The 21,313-nt window shown below is 59.7% G+C and carries 25 protein-coding genes; 11 read left to right on the top strand and 14 right to left on the bottom strand.

What is annotated here, in order from left to right; all coding sequences use genetic code 11:
* Positions 1 to 19: 19 nt before the first annotated feature.
* From pheS to infC, 5 genes are all read right to left on the bottom strand, one after another.
* Positions 20 to 1,102 carry a phenylalanine--tRNA ligase subunit alpha gene (gene pheS / locus ACI2KA_RS03380; protein ID WP_404499217.1) on the bottom strand — a complete coding sequence of 361 codons (1,083 nt, stop codon included), beginning with the start codon at positions 1,100 to 1,102 and terminating at the stop codon, positions 20 to 22.
* A complete protein-coding gene (locus tag ACI2KA_RS03375; protein ID WP_404499215.1) occupies positions 1,095 to 1,973 on the bottom strand; it encodes a phosphotransferase in 879 nt (292 codons plus the stop codon). The genes pheS and ACI2KA_RS03375 overlap by 8 nt, the downstream gene beginning before the upstream one ends.
* 174 nt (positions 1,974 to 2,147) lie before the next feature.
* Positions 2,148 to 2,552 (bottom strand): 50S ribosomal protein L20, encoded by a 405-nt coding sequence (gene rplT / locus ACI2KA_RS03370; protein WP_003493358.1) that lies wholly within the window; start codon positions 2,550 to 2,552, stop codon positions 2,148 to 2,150.
* Positions 2,553 to 2,592: 40 nt separating this feature from the next.
* Positions 2,593 to 2,796, bottom strand: coding sequence for a 50S ribosomal protein L35 (rpmI, locus tag ACI2KA_RS03365; RefSeq protein WP_003493355.1), 204 nt, complete (start codon positions 2,794 to 2,796; stop codon positions 2,593 to 2,595).
* 188 nt (positions 2,797 to 2,984) lie between these two features.
* Positions 2,985 to 3,521, bottom strand: a complete 537-nt coding sequence (gene infC / locus ACI2KA_RS03360) for a translation initiation factor IF-3 (protein WP_078051391.1) — start codon at positions 3,519 to 3,521, stop codon at positions 2,985 to 2,987.
* Positions 3,522 to 3,708: 187 nt separating this feature from the next.
* Here infC and ACI2KA_RS03355 point away from each other — a divergent pair, with 187 nt between their 5' ends.
* Together ACI2KA_RS03355 and ACI2KA_RS03350 are read left to right on the top strand one after the other, a co-directional pair.
* Complete coding sequence (locus ACI2KA_RS03355; protein ID WP_404499213.1) at positions 3,709 to 4,497, top strand: alpha/beta hydrolase; 789 nt, start codon at positions 3,709 to 3,711, stop codon at positions 4,495 to 4,497.
* 118 nt (positions 4,498 to 4,615) lie between these two features.
* Positions 4,616 to 5,230: a transglutaminase-like cysteine peptidase gene (locus tag ACI2KA_RS03350; RefSeq protein WP_404499211.1), complete on the top strand. Its 615-nt coding sequence runs from the start codon at positions 4,616 to 4,618 to the stop codon at positions 5,228 to 5,230.
* Between the two features lie 60 nt (positions 5,231 to 5,290).
* On the opposite strand, the gene mbfA is transcribed toward ACI2KA_RS03350, so the two are convergent.
* Entirely contained in the window at positions 5,291 to 6,274 is a 984-nt protein-coding gene (gene mbfA / locus ACI2KA_RS03345; protein WP_404499209.1) for an iron exporter MbfA, read from the bottom strand.
* Positions 6,275 to 6,412: 138 nt separating this feature from the next.
* Between mbfA and ACI2KA_RS03340 the strand changes: the two genes are divergently transcribed.
* Both ACI2KA_RS03340 and ACI2KA_RS03335 read left to right on the top strand, forming a co-directional pair.
* Positions 6,413 to 6,886: a group III truncated hemoglobin gene (locus ACI2KA_RS03340; RefSeq protein WP_404499207.1), complete on the top strand. Its 474-nt coding sequence runs from the start codon at positions 6,413 to 6,415 to the stop codon at positions 6,884 to 6,886.
* A gap of 188 nt (positions 6,887 to 7,074) precedes the next feature.
* The gene (locus ACI2KA_RS03335) at positions 7,075 to 8,178 is read left to right on the top strand and encodes a TRAP transporter substrate-binding protein (RefSeq protein ID WP_404499205.1); all 1,104 of its coding nucleotides are present in this window, start codon (positions 7,075 to 7,077) and stop codon (positions 8,176 to 8,178) included.
* Positions 8,179 to 8,184: 6 nt separating this feature from the next.
* On the opposite strand, the gene ACI2KA_RS03330 is transcribed toward ACI2KA_RS03335, so the two are convergent.
* Positions 8,185 to 9,279 (bottom strand): helix-turn-helix domain-containing protein, encoded by a 1,095-nt coding sequence (locus tag ACI2KA_RS03330; protein WP_404499203.1) that lies wholly within the window; start codon positions 9,277 to 9,279, stop codon positions 8,185 to 8,187.
* Between the two features lie 143 nt (positions 9,280 to 9,422).
* Between ACI2KA_RS03330 and ACI2KA_RS03325 the strand changes: the two genes are divergently transcribed.
* Complete coding sequence (locus ACI2KA_RS03325) at positions 9,423 to 10,496, top strand: alpha/beta hydrolase family protein (protein ID WP_404499201.1); 1,074 nt, start codon at positions 9,423 to 9,425, stop codon at positions 10,494 to 10,496.
* A 6-nt stretch (positions 10,497 to 10,502) separates the two neighbouring features.
* Here ACI2KA_RS03325 and ACI2KA_RS03320 read toward each other — a convergent pair whose 3' ends face one another.
* The 3 genes from ACI2KA_RS03320 to ACI2KA_RS03310 all read right to left on the bottom strand — a co-directional run bounded on the left by ACI2KA_RS03320 (position 10,503) and on the right by ACI2KA_RS03310 (position 12,120).
* Positions 10,503 to 11,021 (bottom strand): GNAT family N-acetyltransferase, encoded by a 519-nt coding sequence (locus ACI2KA_RS03320; RefSeq protein WP_404499199.1) that lies wholly within the window; start codon positions 11,019 to 11,021, stop codon positions 10,503 to 10,505.
* A 20-nt stretch (positions 11,022 to 11,041) separates the two neighbouring features.
* A complete protein-coding gene (locus ACI2KA_RS03315; protein WP_404499197.1) occupies positions 11,042 to 11,623 on the bottom strand; it encodes a helix-turn-helix domain-containing protein in 582 nt (193 codons plus the stop codon).
* 95 nt (positions 11,624 to 11,718) lie between these two features.
* Positions 11,719 to 12,120: a ketosteroid isomerase-related protein gene (locus ACI2KA_RS03310; RefSeq protein WP_404499195.1), complete on the bottom strand. Its 402-nt coding sequence runs from the start codon at positions 12,118 to 12,120 to the stop codon at positions 11,719 to 11,721.
* 73 nt (positions 12,121 to 12,193) lie between these two features.
* On the opposite strand from ACI2KA_RS03310, the gene ACI2KA_RS03305 reads away from it, so the two are divergent.
* The 3 genes from ACI2KA_RS03305 to lepA all read left to right on the top strand — a co-directional run bounded on the left by ACI2KA_RS03305 (position 12,194) and on the right by lepA (position 15,568).
* A complete protein-coding gene (locus ACI2KA_RS03305) occupies positions 12,194 to 12,802 on the top strand; it encodes a GNAT family N-acetyltransferase (RefSeq protein ID WP_404499193.1) in 609 nt (202 codons plus the stop codon).
* Entirely contained in the window at positions 12,799 to 13,668 is an 870-nt protein-coding gene (locus ACI2KA_RS03300) for a carbon-nitrogen hydrolase family protein (protein WP_404499191.1), read from the top strand. Before ACI2KA_RS03305 ends, ACI2KA_RS03300 begins: the two co-directional genes overlap by 4 nt.
* Before the next feature lie 61 nt (positions 13,669 to 13,729).
* Positions 13,730 to 15,568 carry a translation elongation factor 4 gene (lepA, locus tag ACI2KA_RS03295; protein WP_404499721.1) on the top strand — a complete coding sequence of 613 codons (1,839 nt, stop codon included), beginning with the start codon at positions 13,730 to 13,732 and terminating at the stop codon, positions 15,566 to 15,568.
* A gap of 70 nt (positions 15,569 to 15,638) precedes the next feature.
* On the opposite strand, the gene ACI2KA_RS03290 is transcribed toward lepA, so the two are convergent.
* On the bottom strand, positions 15,639 to 16,046 hold the full coding sequence (locus ACI2KA_RS03290) for a DUF2000 family protein (protein ID WP_404499189.1): 408 nt from the start codon (positions 16,044 to 16,046) through the stop codon (positions 15,639 to 15,641).
* 94 nt (positions 16,047 to 16,140) lie between these two features.
* On the opposite strand from ACI2KA_RS03290, the gene ACI2KA_RS03285 reads away from it, so the two are divergent.
* The gene (locus ACI2KA_RS03285; RefSeq protein WP_404499719.1) at positions 16,141 to 16,917 is read left to right on the top strand and encodes an AraC family transcriptional regulator; all 777 of its coding nucleotides are present in this window, start codon (positions 16,141 to 16,143) and stop codon (positions 16,915 to 16,917) included.
* On the opposite strand, the gene ACI2KA_RS03280 is transcribed toward ACI2KA_RS03285, so the two are convergent.
* Positions 16,918 to 17,805, bottom strand: coding sequence for an NAD(P)/FAD-dependent oxidoreductase (locus tag ACI2KA_RS03280; protein ID WP_404499187.1), 888 nt, complete (start codon positions 17,803 to 17,805; stop codon positions 16,918 to 16,920).
* Positions 17,806 to 17,958: 153 nt separating this feature from the next.
* Between ACI2KA_RS03280 and ACI2KA_RS03275 the strand changes: the two genes are divergently transcribed.
* Positions 17,959 to 18,417 carry an Rrf2 family transcriptional regulator gene (locus tag ACI2KA_RS03275; RefSeq protein ID WP_404499185.1) on the top strand — a complete coding sequence of 153 codons (459 nt, stop codon included), beginning with the start codon at positions 17,959 to 17,961 and terminating at the stop codon, positions 18,415 to 18,417.
* A 78-nt stretch (positions 18,418 to 18,495) separates the two neighbouring features.
* On the opposite strand, the gene ACI2KA_RS03270 is transcribed toward ACI2KA_RS03275, so the two are convergent.
* A complete protein-coding gene (locus ACI2KA_RS03270) occupies positions 18,496 to 18,813 on the bottom strand; it encodes a hypothetical protein (protein WP_404499183.1) in 318 nt (105 codons plus the stop codon).
* An 80-nt stretch (positions 18,814 to 18,893) separates the two neighbouring features.
* On the bottom strand, positions 18,894 to 20,285 hold the full coding sequence (locus ACI2KA_RS03265) for a PLP-dependent aminotransferase family protein (RefSeq protein ID WP_404499718.1): 1,392 nt from the start codon (positions 20,283 to 20,285) through the stop codon (positions 18,894 to 18,896).
* A gap of 146 nt (positions 20,286 to 20,431) precedes the next feature.
* Between ACI2KA_RS03265 and ACI2KA_RS03260 the strand changes: the two genes are divergently transcribed.
* On the top strand, positions 20,432 to 21,307 hold the full coding sequence (locus ACI2KA_RS03260; protein WP_404499181.1) for a DMT family transporter: 876 nt from the start codon (positions 20,432 to 20,434) through the stop codon (positions 21,305 to 21,307).
* Positions 21,308 to 21,313: the final 6 nt, after the last annotated feature.

Below are 21,313 nucleotides of genomic sequence, written 5' to 3'. Positions count from 1 at the left end.
TGCTCCTTGGCTAACCGGATTAAACGCTCAAACCGCCGAACAGAGTCGGCATGTCGAGCGGGCGGAAGCCATAATGGTTCATCCAGCGGACATCGGCGTTGAAGAAATCGCGCAGGTCCGGCATGCCGTATTTCAGCATGGCGATGCGGTCGAGGCCCATGCCCCAGGCAAAGCCCTGATATTCATCCGGGTCCAGCCCGCCGGCGCGCAGCACGTTCGGGTGTACCATGCCGCAGCCGAGGATCTCCATCCAGTCCTTGCCCTCGCCGAACTTGACGATGGGACCGGAGCGATCGCACTGGATATCCACCTCGAAGCTCGGCTCGGTGAAGGGGAAGAAGGACGGGCGGAAGCGCATGACCACGCTATCGACCTCGAAGAAGGTCTTGCAGAATTCTTCCAGAATCCAGCGCAGATTGCCGACATGCGCCTTCTTGTCGATGACGAGGCCCTCGACCTGATGGAACATCGGCGAATGGGTGGCGTCGGAATCCTGGCGATAGGTCTTGCCGGGAATGACGATGCGGATCGGCGGCTTCTGGCTTTCCATGGTGCGGATCTGCACCGGCGAGGTGTGGGTGCGCAGCACCTTGCGCTCGCCCTTTTCATCCGGCTGGAAGAAAAACGTGTCGTGCATTTCGCGGGCCGGATGGCCTTCGGGGAAATTCAGCGCCGTGAAGTTGTAATAGTCGGTCTCGATATCCGGACCTTCGGCGATGGAGAACCCCATATCTGCGAAAATGGCGGTGATTTCATCGACGATCTGGCTGATCGGGTGAATGCGGCCGCGCTCTGCCGGCGACTGGCGCACCGGCAGGCTGACATCCACCGTTTCGGCTTTCAGCCGGGCGGCGATGGCGGCATCCTTCAGCGCATTCTTGCGCTCGCCGATGAGGTCGGTGATTTCGGTCTTGAGCTGGTTGATGGCCGCACCCCGGGTCTGGCGCTCTTCCGGGGTCATGCTGCCAAGCGTCTTCAGAAGCTCCGAAACCGAGCCCTTCTTGCCAAGCGCGGAAACGCGCACGGCTTCGATAGCCGGCTCATCGGCAGCGGCGGCGATCTCCGACATCAATTGCGATTTCAAGGTATCAAGTTCAGTCATCTTTTCCTGCCTTGCCGGTCTTTTCAACAGCGGCTTCGGGGTTCACAGCATTCATCAGATAGTCGGTCGCCATGATAAAGCGTCGCAGATCACTACCCATCCGCACGCGCCCGATCAACCGGGCAAGCGGTAAAAATCGCCCGAGAATGCCGGTCAGGCGGCACAATTCTTCCAGCGCCCGCGGCGGGGCGTTTTCGCGCCAGCGGGAAAACGCCGCATCGCAGGTTTTCGGCATGTCGCAGGCGCGTGTCGCGACCTGGAGAAACAGCAGCCAGATATCGCGCGCCTGCGCCGTTTCCAGCGGCATGACCTCCTGCGGGCGCTCCTCGAAGTCCATGAACCCGACACGGTCGCCTTCGAGAAAGAAATCACGCACATGCGGACGTCCGTGGCAGAGACCCGCCGCATGCAATTCGCCGAGCGCTTCGGCGGATTTCACGAGCAAGGCGTCGTGCTCCCCCGGCTTCGCGCCCTTTATTGCGTCCATGCGCTCCATGATGGTGGGACCGACATCGCCAAGGACAACGGCCGTCAACGAGGAATAGATAACCGGGGGAACAGGGAACCCGCGGGCCTTGAAGGCTTCCAGCGTCTCGAGTTCCCGGCGCATCAGGCCTGCGCCGTCGAGCGGCGGCGATGGGCGCATGAAGGTATAGGGCAGCAGCTTTGCCAGAAAGGCCTGCAGCTTCATCCACCACGACGGCGTTTCCGTGCCTTGGCGCTTGATCCAGACGGTGGTTGCGGAAAGCTCGAGTTTCTGCACGCGGCGCTCGCTTTTCAGCAAAGCCCGCATCAAGGCTGCAATATCGCCATCCTCAAGATGGACATGGAAACCCTTCGCCTTTTCCGCCTCGCTTGCGGCAACCAGCATTTTTGCCCCCAATGGAGCCTGCCGGCTGAAAGCCGGATGCCCCACCCTTTGGCAATCCCAGTGCAAAGGCGCTGCAAGCCTTTGCCGAAACTGCCATGAATTCCAAAAAAACGAAAACCCGCGCCGGAGAACCGGCGCGGGTTTCAAATGAACAACAGATTGTCCGCGCCGTAATTACTTTACAGCGGTTTCAAACTCATTGGCCGTACCAGCATCCTTGAGGTACTCAAGCGCCTTCTTCGCTGCTTCGACGAGCGCGCCGAATGCTGCCGGCTCATGGATAGCCATGTCGGACAGAACCTTGCGGTCGACTTCGATGCCAGCCTTGTTCAGACCGTCGATGAAGCGGCCATAGGTCAGGCCGAATTCGCGAACAGCAGCGTTGATACGCTGGATCCACAGAGCGCGGAAGTTGCGCTTGTTGACCTTGCGGTCGCGGTAAGCGTACTGCTTGGAACGATCCACGGCAGCCTTTGCTGCGCGGATGGTGTTCTTGCGGCGGCCGTAGAAGCCCTTGGCTGCCTTGAGTGTCTTGGTGTGCTTGGCGCGGGAAGTTACGCCACGTTTTACGCGTGCCATGTCATGATCTCCTTAAAGTGTCCAAATGTGCGGAAAAGTCTCAGAGACCGTTCGGCAGATAGTTCTTGACGACCTTCTTGCCGTCAGCTTCGGCCAGAACCATGGTTCCGCGCGCGTCGCGAATGAACTTGTTGGTACGCTTGATCATGCCGTGGCGCTTGCCGGCGGCGGCTGCAACGACCTTACCGGTCGCAGTGATCTTGAACCGCTTTTTTGCAGCGGACTTCGTCTTCATCTTGGGCATTTTGCTACTCCGTTTTTGTATCGAAACAGGCAGACGAGGCCTATTTCAAGCTATTCAGGAACGGCCACGGCATGCCCTGCCGGACCGTTCGGACGCGCGCTTATAACCGCAGTCGGCTAAAAGCGCAACGGGGAATGATAACTTCCCCTTGCGGATGGGATACGCACCGGTGCTGCGGCCGCGTAAAATTATTTCGGGGCGAGAACCATCATCATCTGACGGCCTTCCAGCTTCGGCTCGGCCTCCACCTTGGCAATCGCCTGGGTGTCTTCCTTCACCTGGAGGAGAAGCTTCATGCCGAGTTCCTGGTGGGCCATTTCGCGGCCGCGGAACTTCAGCGTTACCTTCACCTTGTCGCCATCGTCAAAGAAACGGCCCATCGCCTTCATCTTCACGTCATAGTCATGCGTGTCAATGTTGGGGCGCATCTTGATTTCTTTGACTTCGACGATCTTCTGTTTCTTGCGCGCTTCAGCGGCCTTTTTCTGGGTCGAGTACTTCAGCTTGCCGAGATCGAGGATCTTGCACACCGGCGGTTCAGCGTTCGGCGAAATCTCAACGAGATCGAGACCGGCCTCCTCCGCCAGTTTCAAAGCCTGATCCGTCGGCATGCTACCGAGGTTCTGGCCCTCTTCATCAATAAGCTGAACTCTGGGAACCCGAATTTCCCGGTTGGAGCGCGGCCCCTCCTTGACGGGGGCATCGGCTTTGAAAGGTCTGCGAATGGTCGTATTCTCCTGATCTGTTTCTGGATCACGTCAGCAAAAAACAGCTTGTTTGGTACAAGCGGCGGAAATGTCGTTATTGCTGTGGCGAAGTCAATAGCATATCTGCCCGAAAAGATCACCTCTTGTCACGGTTTTTGCAAATACGTCGCCGATATTGCACGAAAATCAGGAGAACTGCATATACATGAGCGAACATGCCGCCAAATTCCTGTCCGTAGGCCCGGACAACGACACCCGTGATATCGCTTTCTTTCATCGGCCGGCGGCTGCGGGAGCGCGCACCCCGATGCTGGTATGGCTCGGCGGCTATCGTTCCGACATGACCGGAACCAAGGCAATCGAACTTGATCGCTTCGCAGCGGAGAACGGCCTTGCCTGCCTGCGGCTCGATTATTCCGGCCATGGCGCATCCGGCGGCGACTTCAAGAAAGGCACCATCTCGCGATGGCTGGAAGAGGCGCTTGCCGTGGTCCGCGCAACATCGCCCTCGCGCGTCGTTCTGGTTGGCTCGTCAATGGGTGGATGGATCGCATTACGCATGGCCGAGGAACTGCGCAAGGCAGCTGACGCGCCTTCCGTCGCCGGTCTCGTTCTCATTGCGCCGGCGCCCGATTTTACCGTGGACCTGATAGAACCCAGCCTGACGGAGGCGGAAAAGGCGTCGCTTTTGGAAAAGGGCTATTTCGAAGAGCATTCTGAATATAGCCCAGAGCCCAATATCTTTACCCGCGCCCTGATGGAAGACGGCAAACGGAACCGGGTGCTGAACGGCATCATCACCACCGGATGCCCGGTTCATATCCTGCAGGGCATGCAGGATCCCGACGTCCCCTATCAGCACGCGCTGAAACTTCTCGAACACCTGCCCGCCGACGATGTCGTGCTGACGCTTATCCGCGACGGCGACCACAGGCTTTCCCGGCCACAGGATATCGACAGGATGCTCTCGGCCGTCAAAACCCTTGCGCTGTAGGCATTTCCGCAACGCTCTTAACCATATTCAACGAGTCTTGCGTACTGCCGATTGCTAATGATTGACTCCTGCCCCCCAACCCTCTTAACTTTTCGTTAAGAATTAAGGGACGGGTTTCATGATGAACACACCGCTGGCGCGTGCGCTGCTGTTTGCAGTTGCCGCCGGGCTAATGACTGCTGCGTCCGCCATCGCGGAAACCAAGGGAAGCCCTTCCATGGTGACGGGCGGGATTACCTCCCAGCCGATCGGCCATTACGAGTTCTGTCAGAAATATGTCGATGAATGCAACATCCGCAGCAAGGCCACGCCGCCGCCGCGGGTAACCGACTATGGCTGGGGTGTCGTTCGTGAGGTCAATACCTCTGTCAACACCACCATCGTGGCAATGACCGACCAGGAAATCTACGGCAAGGACGAAGTCTGGGAATATCCGACGACCGCCGGCGATTGCGAAGATTTCGTGCTGCTGAAGCGCAAGAAGCTGATCGAGCGCGGCTTTTCCGTGGCCGATCTCCTGATCACCGTCGTGCGCAAGCCGGATGGCGAAGGCCATGCCGTGCTGACGCTGCGCACCACTGACGGTGACTATATTCTCGACAATCTCACCGACGACGTGAAGCTCTGGACCGACACCAACTATACCTATCTGAAGCGGCAGGCGTCCTTCAATACCGGCCGCTGGGTCTCCATCGAGGATGGTCGCGACGTTCTGGTCGGCGCCTTGCGCTGACCGATGGGACATGGGTTCAATGAAAAAGCCCGCAGCAGGCGCTGCGGGCTTTTTCATCCATCAGCCATTGCCGATGATAATGCCGGCCGCCAGCACCAGCGAGCCACCCAGCACCACCTGAAACACCGCCCGCAGGAATGGCGTTTCCATGAAGCGGTTCTGAATGAAGGCGATGGCCCAGAGTTCCACGAAAACGACGATGGCGGCAATCGCCGTGGCGGTCCAGAAATGTGGAATGAGATAGGGTAAAGCATGACCCAGGCCGCCTATGGCCGTCATGATGCCCGAGGCAAACCCCCTCTTTACCGGTGAACCACGGCCAGAAAGCTTGCCATCGTCATGGGCGGCCTCGGTAAAGCCCATGGAAATGCCCGCACCGACGGAAGCTGAAAGGCCGATCAGGAAGGTCTGCCAGGTATCCTGGGTGGCAAAAGCGGCTGCGAAGATCGGCGCGAGCGTCGAAACGGAGCCATCCATCAGGCCGGCAAGGCCTGGCTGTACATAGGTCAGGAGAAATTGCCGTTTGGCGGTTTCCGCTTCCTCGGTCTTGCCGTCTTCATCAAGATGTTTCTCTTCCAGCCGTTGCGCAATGTCTTCGTGCCCCCGTTCCGCCTCGGCAAGATCACCCAGCAGCTTGCGCGTCGAGGCATCAGCGGTTCGTTTGACGGCTTCATCGTAAAACCGGATCGCCTGGCTTTCCATCAATTCGGCCTGGGCGCGAATCTTCTCCAGTGACAGGTTCTTCACCAGCCAGTCCGGGGTGCGCTCGTAAAATCCGCGCACATGTTCGCGGCGGATCAACGGAATGGTTTCCCCGAAACGGCGGCGATGCATGTCGATCAGCACATTTCGATGCTGCTGCTCGACTTCGGCGATGTCATCAAAAACCTTTGCCGATTGTGGATATTGCGCACGCAGGTGATCGGCATAGGAACGATAGAGGCGGGCATCATCCTCTTCCGAAGAGATGGCCAGAGCGAGGATTTCCTGTTCGTCAAGCGAGGCGAATGGCCGTTTGGAGAGGGAAAAGAGACTGCTAAACATGGCTGAAACCTTTTTAGAATAATTCTAAATACAATGACACATCGTCACAATCAAGGTCTTTAGAATTATTCTAATATGGCAAAGCGTCGCATTGCGCAGTGCCGCCGGCCGGCGTAAATTCACGGAAAAGGACGTAAGATGCAGGACCCAATCGCAGCAAGAGCGGCCCATGCCGCAGATATCCAGCACAGGGCGGAAAGCGCCATGGCGGCGATCGGTGTCGATGCCGGTTTCATCGATCAGCTGGTGGAGACATTTTACGGCCGCGTTCTGGAACATCCGACACTGGGGCCGGTCTTCGATGCGCGGCTGGCCGGGCGCTGGCCGGACCATATGGCCAAAATGAAACAGTTCTGGGCGGCCGTCGCCTTCAAGAACGGCGGCTATGGCGGCAAGCCGGTGCAGGCCCATCTCGGCGTCGAAAACATGTCCGCCGAGCTTTTCCCCCAATGGCTCGCACTGTTTTCGGCGACGCTTGACGATATAGCGCCAAGCAGACAAGCCCATGACTGGTTCATGGAAACGGCCGGGCGCATCGCCCGAAGCCTGATGCTTTCGCTGTTTTACAACCCTGCGCTGGATGATCCGACGTTAAAACGGACGCACCCATAAACACATCTGGGGCATGGCCATAAGAAGGACGCAATAAGACGCCAAAGCAACAGTCGGCAGGCGTTGCAGAAGAGCGCGCGAGTTTGAAACATTCCCCTTGATGGCCGCAGGGATAAATGTTTAGTAGCCTGCGGGAGGCGTACCGTGCGGTTCGCCTGTAGTATGCAGACGTATCAGGGCTTATCGACATGGATCGCAGATCATTTATTCGCAACGCGGGTGCTCTTGGCGCCGGTGTTACCGCAACCGCGCTGGCCGCCCCGGCCATTGCCCAGGAAAATCCCAAGATCACCTGGCGGATGACGTCGTCCTTCACCAAGGGCCTCGACATCCTTTTCGGCGCGGGCCAGATGGTTGCTGACCACGTCAAGGAAGCTTCCGGCGGCAATTTCGTCATCCAGCATTTCGCCGGCGGCGAAATCGTGCCGGCACTGCAGGCAGCTGATGCGGTGACGGCCGGAACCGTCGAAATGGCCCATACCTGCTCGTATTATTACGTCGGCAAGGACCCGACATTCGCACTTGGAACCTCGGTTCCCTTCGGCCTTAACGCGCGCCAGACGAATGCCTGGTTCAACCAGGCCGGCGGCAATGAACTGCTCAACGAATTCCTTGCCCAACATAATATCTACTCGATCCTGCTCGGCAATACCGGCGCCCAGATGGGCGGTTGGTTCCGCAAGGAAATCAACACCATCGACGACCTGAAGGGCCTGAAGATGCGCATTGCCGGCCTCACCGGCCAGGTGATGCAGAAGGTTGGCGTGACACCGCAGCAGATCGCCGGCGGTGATGTCTATGCCGCGCTGGAAAAGGGCACGATCGACGCCACCGAATTTGTCGGCCCCTATGACGACCAGAAGCTCGGCTTCTACAAGGTCGCAAAGTACTATTACTACCCGGCTTGGTGGGAAGGCGGCCCGGCCGTGCATGCATTCGTGAACCTGCAGAAGTTCAACGAGCTGCCGGAAAACTACAAGCGCATCCTGAAGGACGCCTGCGCCGCCGGCAGCGCCAGCATGCTGGAGCGTTATGACGCCCGCAACCCGAAGGCGCTGAAGGAACTTGTGGCGCAGGGCGCCATCCTTCGCCCCTTCAGCCAGGAAATCCTCGACGTCTGCCACAAGGCAGCGCAGGAAACCTATGCGGAGATTTCGGCCAAGAACGAGAGCTTCAAGAAGATTTACGAGAGCCAGCAGGCCTTCAAGAAAGACGCCTATCTCTGGGCGCAGATCGCCGAATATACCTACGACACCTATATGATGATCCAGCAGCGCAACGGTACGCTCTGATCCCCATCATTTGCCGACCATCTTCAGGCGGTCATCCGGCGCGGGCCGGGTGGCCGTTTTGTTTGGTGAAACCAGTTTCCACACCTCCCGTTCACGCCAGTCCACCGGGCTCATGCCGGTGACACGACGAAATTCCCGGTTGAAGTTCGACTTGGTCTGAAAACCGGAGGAAAACATGATCGCGGTCACCGATTGCTCGGTCTCCTCCAGCAGACGGCAGGCTTCGCGGATACGGAGCTGGTTGACATATTGCGAGACGTTGACGCCGAGAGAGCGATTGATCGCGCCGGAAATCTGCCGGCTCGGCAGGCCGAGTCGCCTCGCAAGCCGGGTCAGGTTGAGGTTCTCGTCACGATAAAGCGCATGCGCCGCCATCAGGCAGTCGAGGCTCGCGATGATTTCCCGGTCCTGCTGCGATGGCTCGGAAGGAGGCGGCAGTTCCTCGGCCGGCTCCGCAGCCGTTTGCGGTGCTTTGCTTTTTCCGGCCAGAGCCGCCATCAGACCGATCAGCAACAGCCCCAAAAGATTGGCATTGCTGACAAGCGCGGCGACATTTTCCCCGTGCGCCCATTCGAAATCGAGGAACACCAGGAGATCGAACAGCGCCGAAACACAAAGCGCCGCAGCGGCAATGATCAGCGCCCTGTGCGCCGAGGCAACGCTGGCGAATTGCGCCTCATCCAGCCCATCCGGCCCTTTTCTTCCGAGAAGCAGCAGCGCGGCCGCATGGCCGACAAAGATGACGAGCAGCGCAAGGTCGATCACGACGGGGGAGGCGAATTCCAGAACCACGATCAACAGCGGCGAGAGTACGAGGCTCGCCAGCATTGCTCTTCTGCTGTCCGCACCAACCCTCATCAGACCGCGAAAGGCGATATAGACAAGCGGCGGCAGGCATGCGGCCAGAACCGGCAGGACATAACGCACCGCATTGACGCCATATCCCCAGCGCAGGCCGACAAGAACCGACTGCACGGCGCAGAGCGCGATCAGGGCCAGAAAGGCGCGGTTCGCCCGCACATCGTCTCCGCTTCGAAAGAAGACGATGAACATGACGGCCAGCAGAAGCGCCACAACGAATGGCAGGGGAATGAAAAGCACGGACGAATATCCCGGAGCGATGACCAGTTACCCTTTCATGGACCAGATCGCGTTTCGGTACGACCTTAAACACGATCAAGGACGCGGAAAACAGGTGACGGCGCAGAGTGGGTCCCGTTCTTTCCCACCGCAAGAGGTTTTTCATGCGCCCCATCGTCACCATCACAACCATGCTTTTTTCCGTTGTCATCACCCACCCGGCTTTTGCGGATGAGGCTGCCGGCGTCAGCGAAATCGCCATTCATTCTCCCGAACGCGGCAAGGATCTTGCCGTCACCGTCTGGTATCCTTCGCAGGGCAACGGCACACGGACCCTTTCCGGCGAAGACCGGATTTTTCAAGGCACGCCTGTCTTCAAGGACAGCACGGTGCGACCGGGCCGGCTGCCGCTGGTGCTTCTGTCGCATGGCTCGGGTTCGCGGGCGAGCGGCATGGCCTGGATCGCCGCGAAGCTTGCCAGCGAAGGCTTCATCGTCGCCGGCGCCAATCATCCCGGCACCACCAGCGGTGATTCCACACCTGCCGATACGCCGAAGATCTGGGAGCGCACCGGCGATCTCTCCACCATCATCACGGCGCTGACAGCACAGGGTAGATGGTCCGGCTCAATCGACACGGGCAGGATCGGCGTTCTTGGATTTTCGCTGGGCGGCAGTGCGGCGCTGGAGATTGCCGGCGCACGCGCCGATCTCGATGGATATGCGCGCTATTGCGAGGACTATGCCACAATGATGGATTGCCGGTGGTTTGCCGGCGGCCGTGGTTACGTCGATGGCGGGCCAGTCGACGTGCCGAAACTCGATCTCAGAACCATCGACAAGACGCGCTTCGAGCAGCAGAACCGCGATCCCCGCATCCGTTCCGCGGTGCTGGTCGATCCTGGCCTGGCGCTCGCCTTCCAGCCGGACAGCGTGAAGGCGATCGATATTCCGCTGACCTTCATCAATCTCGGCAGCAAGGGAAAAATACCGCCGGCCGTGCTGGCGGACAAGCTGGCGGCGGAGGCGCCCGGCGCAACCTATCAGCAGGTCGACGGGGCCAACCATTTCAGCTTCCTGCCCCTTTGCAAACCGGATGCCGACGCATTTCTCAAATCCGTTGGCGAGCGTGATCCGATCTGCGAACCCGCCGGGCCGCGCGACCGGGCGGACATTCATGCCGAACTGGAAAAGAAAATCGTTGCCGCCTTCAGCCAGACCCTGAAGCCCGGCCAATAGGGCGACCTAACCGATACGTTTATAGAACAGGGTCGTGCCGCAATAACGCCCATCGGGAAACAGCGCGTAATCCGGAATGACCCCGGCCCGCTCCCAGCCGAGGCGGGGATAGATCGCCTCCGCATCGCTACCCGTGGCCGTATCCAGCACCAGCAGGGTACGGCCACGTTTTGCCGCTTCCTCCTCAACCTTCTGCATGAGTTTGCGGGCGAGTCCCAGTCCGCGCGCCGATGGATGCACGAGAAGCTTCATCAGATCGCCGCGATGCGGCTGATTGGGTTTGGAAGCAAGAGCGACCTGCACGGTGCCGACAATCTTGCCGTCCACTTCCGCCGCCACATGGATCGTACCGCCCTCATCCACGGTTTCCGCCACGGCGCGCCAGAAGGGCTCCGCATCCCGCGGAGAGAAGGGCAACATGAAACCAACGGATGCGCCACCATTGACGCAGGCGGAAAGGACTTCGCAGAGTTCCGGCAGGACGTCGAGCGTCTCTTGCCCGTTCAGCACGCGGATGGTGGCCATAAAAACTCCTCTGGGGAAAATCAGCGCTGTCTTTGATCCAGCACGACTGCATAACGGGCGGGTTTTTCGGAGGGATTGTAAAAGACATGTCCTTCACCGACCGGCATGAAAAGGCAATCTCCGGGCTCCAGCCGGTGCACCACACCACCGCTTGTCATCTCCAGAACCCCTTCGAAAAGCCAGACATATTGCGTCATGCCCCGGCTTGCCGCATGTGGCGGAAAACCGACGCGCGCGCCGGCCGGAAACTCGACCTCGACAATATCGACATCGGAACCGACACGCGGCGGGGAGATGGCGCGGCGGACATAACCGGTCTCGGGATCTTTCCAGAGCTGCTGGTCGCGCCTTTTCACAAGAGGGGAAACCGCCTCTTCATTGCCCGCGAAGAAGCCAGAGAGCGACAGGCCAAGGGCCGCGCAGATGCGGGCGAGCAGAGACGCCGTGGGGCTCGCCTCACCACGTTCGATGCGGGAAATCATGGCACGGCTGACGCCGGATTGAGAGGCGAGCCCGTCCAGCGTCAGGCCGTTCTCAGCCCTCAGGATTTTAATCCGCTCACCGATCGAACGTTCGAGTCTCTGATCTTCGTTTTCCATCATATGAGATTATAATTCTCATATGATGGAGTCAATATCCATGATGGTGGAAACGACGATTCCCGGTCGATCCCCCTTTGTGGTGAGAAAGGGAAGGCTCAGGCGCCGACCTGGGCAATCCAGTCGTTCAGATTATAGTAGTTTGTTACTCGGCTAACTTTCCCATCCTTCAGATCGAAAAAAGCGCCGGCGGGCAGGACGTATTTCTGGCCATCGGCTTCCGGCAGGCCCTCATCGGTGGCAAGATATTCACCGTTCACGATGAATTCGGCGGAGGCGCGCTTGCCGTCAGCGCTGGCCATGATCACCATGTCGGTGAGATTTTCGCGGTAGCAACGGTTCATGTGGTCCATGAAGGAGGCAAAAGCGACCTTGCCGGTCTGGCGCTCGCCCTGATTGATGTCATGGACCACCTCGTCATGCAGAAGCGCCAGAAAGGCATCCATGTCCTGACGGTTGAAGGCATCGTAATAGGCGCGGATGGTCTCGGCAGCGGTCATCGTCTTCTCCGTTCAATGCTTGCGCGGGTTCTCCATGACGGTATAACCAGCGGAACCGAAAGTGAAAATGCCCATGACCGTCGAAATCAAGTCTCTTTCCGGCATTGACGCCGCCCCCTATTTCGATGATCTCGCGCGGCTGCGGATCACTGTGTTCCGCGCCTTCCCCTATCTCTATGATGGTTCGGTGGAATATGAGCGCAAATATCTGGCCACCTATGCCGATACGCAAGGCGCGGTTTTCGTGCTGGCGCTCGATGGCGCGCAGGTTGTCGGCATGTCCACCGGCATGCCCATGGCGGCGGAAACCGATGAGGTGAAATCGCCTTTCCTGGCGGCGGATTACGATCCTTCGCAGCTGTTTTATTTCGGCGAAAGCGTGCTGTTGCCGGACTATCGCGGTCACGGCGTCGGCGTGCGGTTCTTTGAGGAACGCGAGGCCCATGCCAAACGTCTGGGCTTCGACCGGTGCACCTTCTGCGCCGTCGAGCGGCCCGCCGACCACCCGCGCCGGCCTGCGGATTACGTGCCGTTGAATGCCTTCTGGGAAAAGCGGGGCTATCGCCACCGCCCCGAACTGCGGACCAGCTTTATCTGGCAGGATATCGACGAGAGTACTGAAAGCCCGAAGCCGCTGTCGTTCTGGATGAAGACCATCGCCACAGGAGACGAAAACAGATGACCCGAGTGGCCGCCAGCCAATATGCCATCGAACTGATCGAGACATGGGAAGCCTATGCGGCGCATCTTGCGGCCATCGTGCGCGAGGCGAAAGCAAAGGGCGCGGAACTGCTGCTTCTGCCGGAATATTCGGCCATGGTGCTGGCCGGGCAGCTGCCGTCGGATATTCGTTCCGATCTGCACCGTTCCATCGAAGAGATACAGCCGCTCATCCCTTCCTGGGTGGAACTTGGTGAAGAACTCGCGCGGCAACATCAGATCCTGTTCCAGCCGGGCAGCGCGCCGGTGAAGGACCCGGACGGCAAGTTTCGCAACCGGGCGTGGCTGTTCGGGCCGGACGGCTTGATCGGTTATCAGGACAAGCAGATCATGACCCGCTTCGAGCGCGAGCAATGGAATATCCATGCCGGTATCGAGGGTTTGAGGGCCTTCGAGACGGGCATCGGCAGGCTCGGCATTCTCATCTGTTACGACAACGAGTTTCCGATGCTCGGCCGCAGGCTGGCGGAGCTCGGCGCGGAACTGGTGCTCGCTCCCAGCTGTACCGACACGCTGGCCGGTGCTTACCGGGTGCGCATCGGCGCGCAGGCGCGGGCGCTGGAAAATCAATATGCCGTCCTCTCCTCCCCCACCGCAGGCGAAGCCCCATGGTCGCCCGCCGTCGATGAAAATCGCGGCCGCGCTGCCCTTTACGTGCCGTCCGACTACGGCATGCCGGCATCCGGCATCATAGCGGAAAGTGAAAGCGATGCGGTGACGCAAAGCACGCTGCTGATCGCCGATATCGATCTTGCCACTGTCGCAAGGCTCAGGACTGAAGGACAAGTGGCCACCCGCCGCGACTGGCCGGAGCAATTTGCGATCTGAAAAGCCCATTTTAAAGGGCTTTTAACCAAATTCCCGCTTTGCGGCATGAGAAGCCCCTGCTATAGCGCGGGACATGAGCACAAATTCGACCCGCACGCCCCTGGACCATATCCGCAACTTCTCGATCGTTGCCCACATCGATCACGGCAAATCGACGCTGGCCGACCGGTTGATCCAGTCGACGGGCGGCCTTGCCGAACGCGACATGTCGGAACAGGTTCTCGATTCGATGGATATCGAGCGCGAGCGCGGCATCACCATCAAGGCCCAGACGGTGCGCCTGCACTACAAGGCGAATAATGGCGAGACCTATGTGCTGAACCTCATCGACACGCCCGGCCACGTCGACTTCGCCTATGAAGTGTCCCGTTCGCTTTCGGCCTGCGAAGGCTCGTTGCTGGTGGTCGACGCATCACAGGGTGTGGAAGCGCAGACGCTCGCCAACGTTTATCAGGCGATCGACAATGATCACGAGCTGGTGACGGTGCTCAACAAGATCGATCTGCCGGCGGCCGAACCCGACCGCATCAAGGAACAGATCGAAGAGGTGATCGGCATCGACGCCTCCGATGCCGTGATGATCTCGGCCAAGACCGGTCTTGGCATTCCCGATGTGCTGGAAGCCATCGTCAACCGTCTGCCGCCGCCGAAGAGCGAGGTCGGCGAAAACGGGCCGCTGAAGGCACTGCTGGTCGACAGCTGGTATGATACCTATCTCGGCGTCATGGTTCTGGTGCGTGTCATCGACGGCGTGCTGAGTAAGGGCCAGCAGATCCGCATGATGGGTTCTGGCGCGAAATACGGCATCGAGCGCGTCGGCGTGCTGACCCCGAAGATGGTCAATGTCGACAGCCTCGGCCCCGGCGAGATCGGCTTCATCACCGCCTCGATCAAGGAAGTCGCCGATACCCGCGTCGGCGATACGATCACCGACGACAAGCGTCCGACGGCGCAGGCCCTGCCCGGCTTCAAGCCCGCGCAGCCCGTGGTGTTCTGCGGCCTCTTCCCGGTCGATGCGGCCGACTTCGAAGACCTGCGCGCGGCAGTGGGCAAGCTTCGCCTCAACGACGCCTCCTTCTCCTTCGAAATGGAATCGTCTGCCGCCCTCGGTTTCGGTTTCCGCTGCGGCTTCCTCGGCCTGCTGCACCTCGAAATCATTCAGGAGCGCCTCGAGCGCGAGTTCAATCTCGATCTCGTCGCCACGGCACCTTCGGTCGTTTATGAAATGACGTTGACCGATGGCACGGAAAAGGAACTTCACAACCCGGCAGACATGCCTGATGTCGTGAAGATCAAGGAAATCCGCGAGCCGTGGATCAAGGCGACGATCATGACGCCGGACGAATATCTCGGTGGCATCCTGAAACTCTGTCAGGACCGGCGCGGCCTGCAGACGGAGCTGACCTATGTCGGCAACCGTGCGATGATCACCTATGAACTGCCGCTCAACGAAGTGGTGTTCGATTTCTACGACCGGCTGAAATCCATCTCCAAGGGTTACGCCTCGTTCGATTACAACATCATCGATTACCGTGCGGGCGATCTCGTCAAGATGTCGATCCTCGTCAATGGCGATCCCGTCGATGCGCTGTCCATGCTGGTGCACCGCTCGGCGGCAGACCGGCGCGGGCGCGGCATGTGCGAAAAGCTGAAGGAACTCATTCCGCCGCACATGTTCCAGATCCCGATCCAGGCGGCCATTGGCGGCAAGGTCATTGCCCGCGAGACCGTGCGCGCCCTGCGCAAGGACGTGACGGCGAAGTGTTACGGCGGCGACGCAACGCGCAAACGCAAGCTTCTGGACAAGCAGAAGGAAGGCAAGAAGCGCATGCGCCAGTTCGGCAAGGTGGAAATTCCGCAGGAAGCCTTCATCGCCGCCCTGAAGATGAACGACGAATAAGCGGCAAATCATATTGCCATGGCTATTGGAGGGAGGCTCACAGCCTCCCTTTTGTGTTTGAAGGCCATCCTCAAGCGTGCAGCTTCGCACCCTTGGTGATCTTGTCGACGATCTTCTTGTCGGCCCTCAGCGCCATGCCGACCACCCTGGCATTGTCCGGAGAAAATTCCGAGAACACCTGACGGTTGGCGACATCATGGCCGGTAGAGAACATTTCCTCGATATAGAGCGATGTCGTGACATTGCGCTCGAGGGATCGCAGATGAATTTTGCGTAGCGCCTCCTGATCCGTGGCCATGACGACCACCGGCTGGATGGACAGGGGATTATAGACGTTGCCCGCACCATCGCGGTATGGTTCCCCGATGATCTCTCCGGTCTGGGCAACGATCCCCGACATGAGAAATGCGGTAACGTTCAGTTTTTGCCATACGGCAAGGTCATCACGAAGGATGACGGCGATCTTGGTATCAAACATGCGAACTCAATCTGGCTGTGGTTACGAAAGAGACGCGATCCTAAAGGCTTTGCACACCAGCGATCTTGAACGTTCGTGCAAATTCGAGGGGATCGTGCAGGCCCCGGCGAGCGACGGCATCGAACGCATAGAAGCGCGTTTTCGTGGCAACGCCTATGCGCCGCACCGCCATGATACCTACGCGCTGGGCGTCACGCTTTCCGGCGTCCAGACCTTTTCCTATCGCGGCACCTCGCATTTCAGCCTGCCGGGAAATGTCATCGTGCTGCATCCCGACGAAGTTCACGATGGCGGCGCAGGTACGGATGAAGGCCTGCGCTATCGCATGCTTTATCTTCCGCCTGAAAAAATGGCGCAGGCGGGATATCAGACGCTCCCCTTTGCCAGAAATCCCGTCATCGAGGACGATGCGTTTAAGCAATGTCTGATCGAAGCGCTCGGCAATCTTGAAATCCAGCCGGACAATCTGCTCCTGACTGACTGGCAATCGCGGCTGGCGGATCTGCTTTCCAAACATGCGAACAATAGCACCAGAACCATCAAGCGGATTGACCGGGCCGCCATCCTGCGGTGTCGGGACTATCTGCTGGAAAACAGTACCGACGCTGTCGCTTCAGAGGAACTTGAGCGAATAAGCGGGCTCGACCGCTTCACGCTCTTCCGGCATTTCCGCAGCCTATTGGGAACCAGCCCGCATCGTTATCTCATCATGCGGCGGCTGCAAAAATGCAAGGAGATGATGCGGGCCGGCGCCAGCCTTGCTGAAACGGCCTTTGCCTGCGGGTTTGCCGATCAGGCGCATTTCACCCGGCATTTCAAGAATGCCTTCGGCATGCCTCCCGGGCGCTGGCTGACCCTTATCTCGTGCTGATCATTCCGGAAACAGGATCGACCGGTGAGCCGCAGCCCCCGCCATGGCGCCGTCGCCCACCGCAAGGGCGACAGAGCCGGCGGGTCTTGCCACATCACCACAGGCGAAGATGCCGCGCGCGCTCGTCTGCTTCATCGCGTCAGTCACAATGCTCGCCCCCATGGGTCCCTCCTCCATGGCGCAGCCGAGTTTTCCGACCCAGTGCGCAGCGATCCGCAATTTCGGCTGGGTGAAAAGACCGGCCAACGCGATATGGCGGCCGTCGGCCAGAACGACATCCGCATGTCCGGCAATTTCCGCAATACGGTCTTTTTCCACCCGAACGCGGCGGGCGGACAGAAGTGCTGCCTGATCCTCATCCGGCACGAAGGCACCATTGGTAAAGAAGGTCGTCTCACCCCAGTCGGGCAGCATAAGGGCATGGTGGATCGCCAAGGGCGACGCCGCAATGACGCCGATTTTTTGCTGGTTCAATTCGTAGCCATGGCAATAGGGGCAATGAAAGACTGAAGAACCCCAGCGCTCTTTCAGCCCGATTATGTCCGGCAGTTCATCGGTAACGCCCATGGCAAGGATGAGCCGGGCTGCACTTTCGCGGCGGCGACCGTCTATCTCGATGACGAAATCGCCAAAAGCCCCTTCGGCATCGGTCACCCTGCCCTTCGCCCACTCTATCGTTGCGTAACGCGCGATCTGCCGGCGCGCTTCGGCGACGATCTCGCCCGGCGCCTTGCCATCCTGGCCGAGAAAGCCCTGGGAATGGCTGGCAAAACGATTTCTGCGTTCACTGGCATCCACCACGAGAACGTTTTTTCTGGCGCGGCCAAGCTGCAAGGCGGCGGAAAGACCGGCGTAGCTGCCGCCGATGATGATGACGTCGAATTTCATGAAGCACCTGCCCTTCGAGACCGGGCGGAAAGCGCCCGTCCATTTTCATGATACTTATATTGTTACGTGATTTTTCGAGTCAAGGGTCACGCAACTTATATTGTTACGTCATCTCGAAACTGATAGCGTCGCCAAAAACAGACGGGCTGAGCGATGAGACACGACACGCGCCTTTCAAGGGTGCTGCATATTCTGATCCATATGGAAAAACACGAAGGGGCGGCAACGTCCGAAAGCATCGCGGCCATGCTGCAGACCAACCCGGTGGTGGTGCGCAGAACAATGGCGGGCCTGCGGGAGCATGGTTATGTCTCGTCCGAAAAAGGCCATGGCGGCGGATGGGTCCTGGCGCGGCCGCTCGGCGAAATCACGTTGCTCGATATTTACCGGGCGCTCGGCACGCCCGAACTGTTTTCGATCGGGCTGGCGGGTGACAACCCGAACTGCGTCATCGAGCAAGCTGTCAATGAGGCTCTTTACGATGCCATGCACGAGGCGGAAGCCATTCTCCTGTCCCGCTTCGGAAGCATAACACTTGCGGCACTAGCGGAAGAATCGATCGCCCGCTGGTCCATGGTGTCCAACAATCCCTCCGCGATGGAGCATCTCTAAGGGCAAAAGGAGGACGGCTGCGCCCACGAAAAAACCGCCTGCCCGGAGGCAGACGGTTTTGAGGCATCGGGTCATCCGTTACGGCTGGGTCTGGGTGCCGCCCGTATTCGGGCTTGCCGGGGCTGCATTGTTGGCAGGCGGCGTTGCCGGAACGGTCGGTGTCATCGGCGCCGGCGCCTGATCCGTTGCCGCGGGCGGCGTGGTGGAGGATGTCGTTGCCGGATCGGTGGTCGGGCCGCTCATCTGCGACCAGGCGAAAACGCCCACCAGAACAACAACGATGATCGCCAGCCACGGCACCCAGGACGACGATGTGCGTGCACGGGGTTCATTGCCGATATTCACCTCCGGACGAAGATCGCGGTCCGGGCGCGGGTTGTTGGGATCGAATGTCATGGTATTCCTCCTCTTCACTCTGCGGAGAAAACGGCGTTCACGCGATTTTGTTCCGATTTCGTCCAGGAGGCTCAGGACGGTCAGCCATCCTCCCCGGGTCGAAAGGCATCCGCAAGCACCGTCATGACTTGCGGACCAACCATTTGCGACACGTTGAAACGCATGAAACCCGATGCGTTCCGGGCGGAACTGAAAACATTGCCGGGCGCCAGAACCACCTGCCGCAACAGCGCCCGGCGCGCCACATCGGCGGCATCAACTCCGTCCGGCAGGCGGCACCATAAGAACATGCCCGCCTGCGGCTCGATCCATGGCGCACATCCAATCGACCTCAGACGCGCCGCAACCTCCGGCATCGTCGCTGCGAGACGCTGCCGGAGCGCCTCAACGTGCTTGCGGTAACTGCCATCCGTCAATAGCGACAAAACGAGCGCCGCGGAAAAATGCGCCCCGCCAAAAGCGGTGGCGATCTTGAGATCGGTCAGAGCTTCCACCCATGCGGGAGGGGCAGCAATGAAACCGCACCGCACGGAAGCGGACAGGGTTTTTGAAAAGCTGCCGATCTGGACGACGCGGTTCAGACCATCGAAAGCGGCCAGCCGCGGCGCAGCCTGCGTTTCGAAATCCGCAAAGATATCATCCTCGATGACGGTCAGCCCCGCCTGTTCGGCCAGCATCAGCAGGCGATGGGCGGTCACGGCCGATAGCCTTGCGCCGGTGGGATTATGGATCGCCGAATTGGTGATATAAAGTCGCGGCTGGTGCTCTTTCAGCGCCTGCTCGAAAAGCGGCAGGTCCGGTCCGGTCGGCGTGTAGGGCACACCGACGACCTTGACGCGGTGCGCGCGCAGCAGCGCATGGAAATTGAAATAACACGGATCGTCGACAATCACCGCATCCCCCGGCTGCAACAGGAAACGGCAGAGAAGATCAATCGCCTGCGTGCCGGAATCGGTGAGCATGATCTGGGCGGCACCCGCCTGCACCCCATGTTCGGCGAGCCTGCGTGACAGAAGCTGGCGCAGCGGCAGCAACCCCATGGGGCTCGCATAATCCGTCAGCAAGGCAGCATCCGCCCGGGCAAGAGCGCGTGTCGCCCGCCGCAGCGCCTCTTCTGGCATCCACGATGCGGGAAGCCAGCCGCAACCGGGCTTGGCAAGCACCGTGCCTTCATCCAGCGCCTGCCGCGACACCCAGAGGGGATCCACCGCCCTGTCGAGCCGTGGCTCGATATCGGCCAGCGACAGCGGCGCAAGCGGACCCGCCACAAAAAATCCGGAACCCGGACGCGAGCTTATCGTGCCATCGGCCACCAGACGGTCATAAGCTTCGACGACGGTGGAGGTGGAGAGCTGCATGGTCTTCGCCAACGCCCGGACCGAGGGCAACCGTGCGCCGGGAACAAGGCTGCGGGAAGCGATGCGCAGGCGAATGCTGGCCATTACCTTTTCAATGCGGGTGCCGGGTTCCATGCGTGTGATGGGAAAAACCTGCCCGTTCAAATCACTCTCCATCCGTACCGGATAAACAACCATAACAGTTTCTTGAAATTGTATATGACTGTCGCTGTTCCCGCCAGCCATTCCGGACCAAGAAAAACAAAATGCAGGAGACGAGAATGGACAAGACGACAAGCGGCTGGTTGAGCGGTCTGACAGGCGTGGTGATATTCAGCGGCTCGCTGCCGGCCACACGCGTTGCGGTGACGGGTTTCGATCCGGTGTTCCTCACGCTTGCCCGTGCCAGCATTGCCGGCCTGTTGGCGCTCGCGCTGCTCATTCTGTTCAGGCAAAGACGCCCGGCGCGCGATGAGCTGACATCACTTTTCATCGTCTCGCTTGGCGTCGTGGTGGGCTTTCCGCTGTTGACGGCGCTGGCGCTGCGGCATGTCACCTCCGCGCATTCCATCGTCTTTGTCGGGCTGCTGCCGCTGGCAACCGCAATTTTTGCGGTGCTGCGCGGCGGCGAACGCCCGCGCCCCGCCTTCTGGCTCTTTTCCTGTCTGGGCAGCGCTCTGGTCGCCGGTTTTTCCCTGTCGAACTCGCTTGCAGCCGGGCTCGGGGCCTCGTTTGCCGGCGATCTCCTGATGCTGGGCGCAATCATCGTCTGCGGGTTGGGTTATGCGGAAGGCGCCGCCCTTTCGCGCAAGCTGGGCGGCTGGCAGGTCATTTCCTGGGCGCTTGTTCTTTCGCTGCCGGTGATGCTGCCGCTCGCCTTTTTCACCGGGCCTGAAACCTTTGCCGGCATCGATCTGCAGGCCTGGGGCGGCCTTGCCTATGTCTCGCTGTTCAGCATGCTGATCGGCTTCATCTTCTGGTATCGGGGGCTGGCGCTCGGCGGGATCGCAGCGGTGGGACAGCTGCAATTGCTACAGCCCTTCTTTGGACTGGTGCTTGCTGCGACCCTGCTGCACGAGGAGGTAAGCCCGGCGATGATCGCCGTGACGCTCGTGGTGGTGCTGTGTGTGGCGGGCGCCCGGAAATTCGCGCGCTGACCCCAC

This window comes from Agrobacterium sp. NPDC089420 (genome assembly GCF_044900305.1).
GTDB lineage: Bacteria > Pseudomonadota > Alphaproteobacteria > Rhizobiales > Rhizobiaceae > Agrobacterium.
This window is presented reverse-complemented; position numbering and strand designations above follow the sequence as displayed.

Coding starts and splice junctions, on each gene's coding strand:
- pheS (WP_404499217.1), bottom strand. CDS start 1,102: ATGACTGAACTTGATACCTTGAAATCGCAATTGATGTCGGAGATCGCC.
- ACI2KA_RS03375 (WP_404499215.1), bottom strand. CDS start 1,973: ATGCTGGTTGCCGCAAGCGAGGCGGAAAAGGCGAAGGGTTTCCATGTC.
- rplT (WP_003493358.1), bottom strand. CDS start 2,552: ATGGCACGCGTAAAACGTGGCGTAACTTCCCGCGCCAAGCACACCAAG.
- rpmI (WP_003493355.1), bottom strand. CDS start 2,796: ATGCCCAAGATGAAGACGAAGTCCGCTGCAAAAAAGCGGTTCAAGATC.
- ACI2KA_RS03355 (WP_404499213.1), top strand. CDS start 3,709: ATGAGCGAACATGCCGCCAAATTCCTGTCCGTAGGCCCGGACAACGAC.
- ACI2KA_RS03350 (WP_404499211.1), top strand. CDS start 4,616: ATGATGAACACACCGCTGGCGCGTGCGCTGCTGTTTGCAGTTGCCGCC.
- mbfA (WP_404499209.1), bottom strand. CDS start 6,274: ATGTTTAGCAGTCTCTTTTCCCTCTCCAAACGGCCATTCGCCTCGCTT.
- ACI2KA_RS03340 (WP_404499207.1), top strand. CDS start 6,413: ATGCAGGACCCAATCGCAGCAAGAGCGGCCCATGCCGCAGATATCCAG.
- ACI2KA_RS03335 (WP_404499205.1), top strand. CDS start 7,075: ATGGATCGCAGATCATTTATTCGCAACGCGGGTGCTCTTGGCGCCGGT.
- ACI2KA_RS03325 (WP_404499201.1), top strand. CDS start 9,423: ATGCGCCCCATCGTCACCATCACAACCATGCTTTTTTCCGTTGTCATC.
- ACI2KA_RS03320 (WP_404499199.1), bottom strand. CDS start 11,021: ATGGCCACCATCCGCGTGCTGAACGGGCAAGAGACGCTCGACGTCCTG.
- ACI2KA_RS03315 (WP_404499197.1), bottom strand. CDS start 11,623: ATGATGGAAAACGAAGATCAGAGACTCGAACGTTCGATCGGTGAGCGG.
- ACI2KA_RS03310 (WP_404499195.1), bottom strand. CDS start 12,120: ATGACCGCTGCCGAGACCATCCGCGCCTATTACGATGCCTTCAACCGT.
- ACI2KA_RS03305 (WP_404499193.1), top strand. CDS start 12,194: ATGACCGTCGAAATCAAGTCTCTTTCCGGCATTGACGCCGCCCCCTAT.
- ACI2KA_RS03300 (WP_404499191.1), top strand. CDS start 12,799: ATGACCCGAGTGGCCGCCAGCCAATATGCCATCGAACTGATCGAGACA.
- ACI2KA_RS03290 (WP_404499189.1), bottom strand. CDS start 16,046: ATGTTTGATACCAAGATCGCCGTCATCCTTCGTGATGACCTTGCCGTA.
- ACI2KA_RS03280 (WP_404499187.1), bottom strand. CDS start 17,805: ATGAAATTCGACGTCATCATCATCGGCGGCAGCTACGCCGGTCTTTCC.
- ACI2KA_RS03275 (WP_404499185.1), top strand. CDS start 17,959: ATGAGACACGACACGCGCCTTTCAAGGGTGCTGCATATTCTGATCCAT.
- ACI2KA_RS03270 (WP_404499183.1), bottom strand. CDS start 18,813: ATGACATTCGATCCCAACAACCCGCGCCCGGACCGCGATCTTCGTCCG.
- ACI2KA_RS03265 (WP_404499718.1), bottom strand. CDS start 20,285: ATGGAACCCGGCACCCGCATTGAAAAGGTAATGGCCAGCATTCGCCTG.
- ACI2KA_RS03260 (WP_404499181.1), top strand. CDS start 20,432: ATGGACAAGACGACAAGCGGCTGGTTGAGCGGTCTGACAGGCGTGGTG.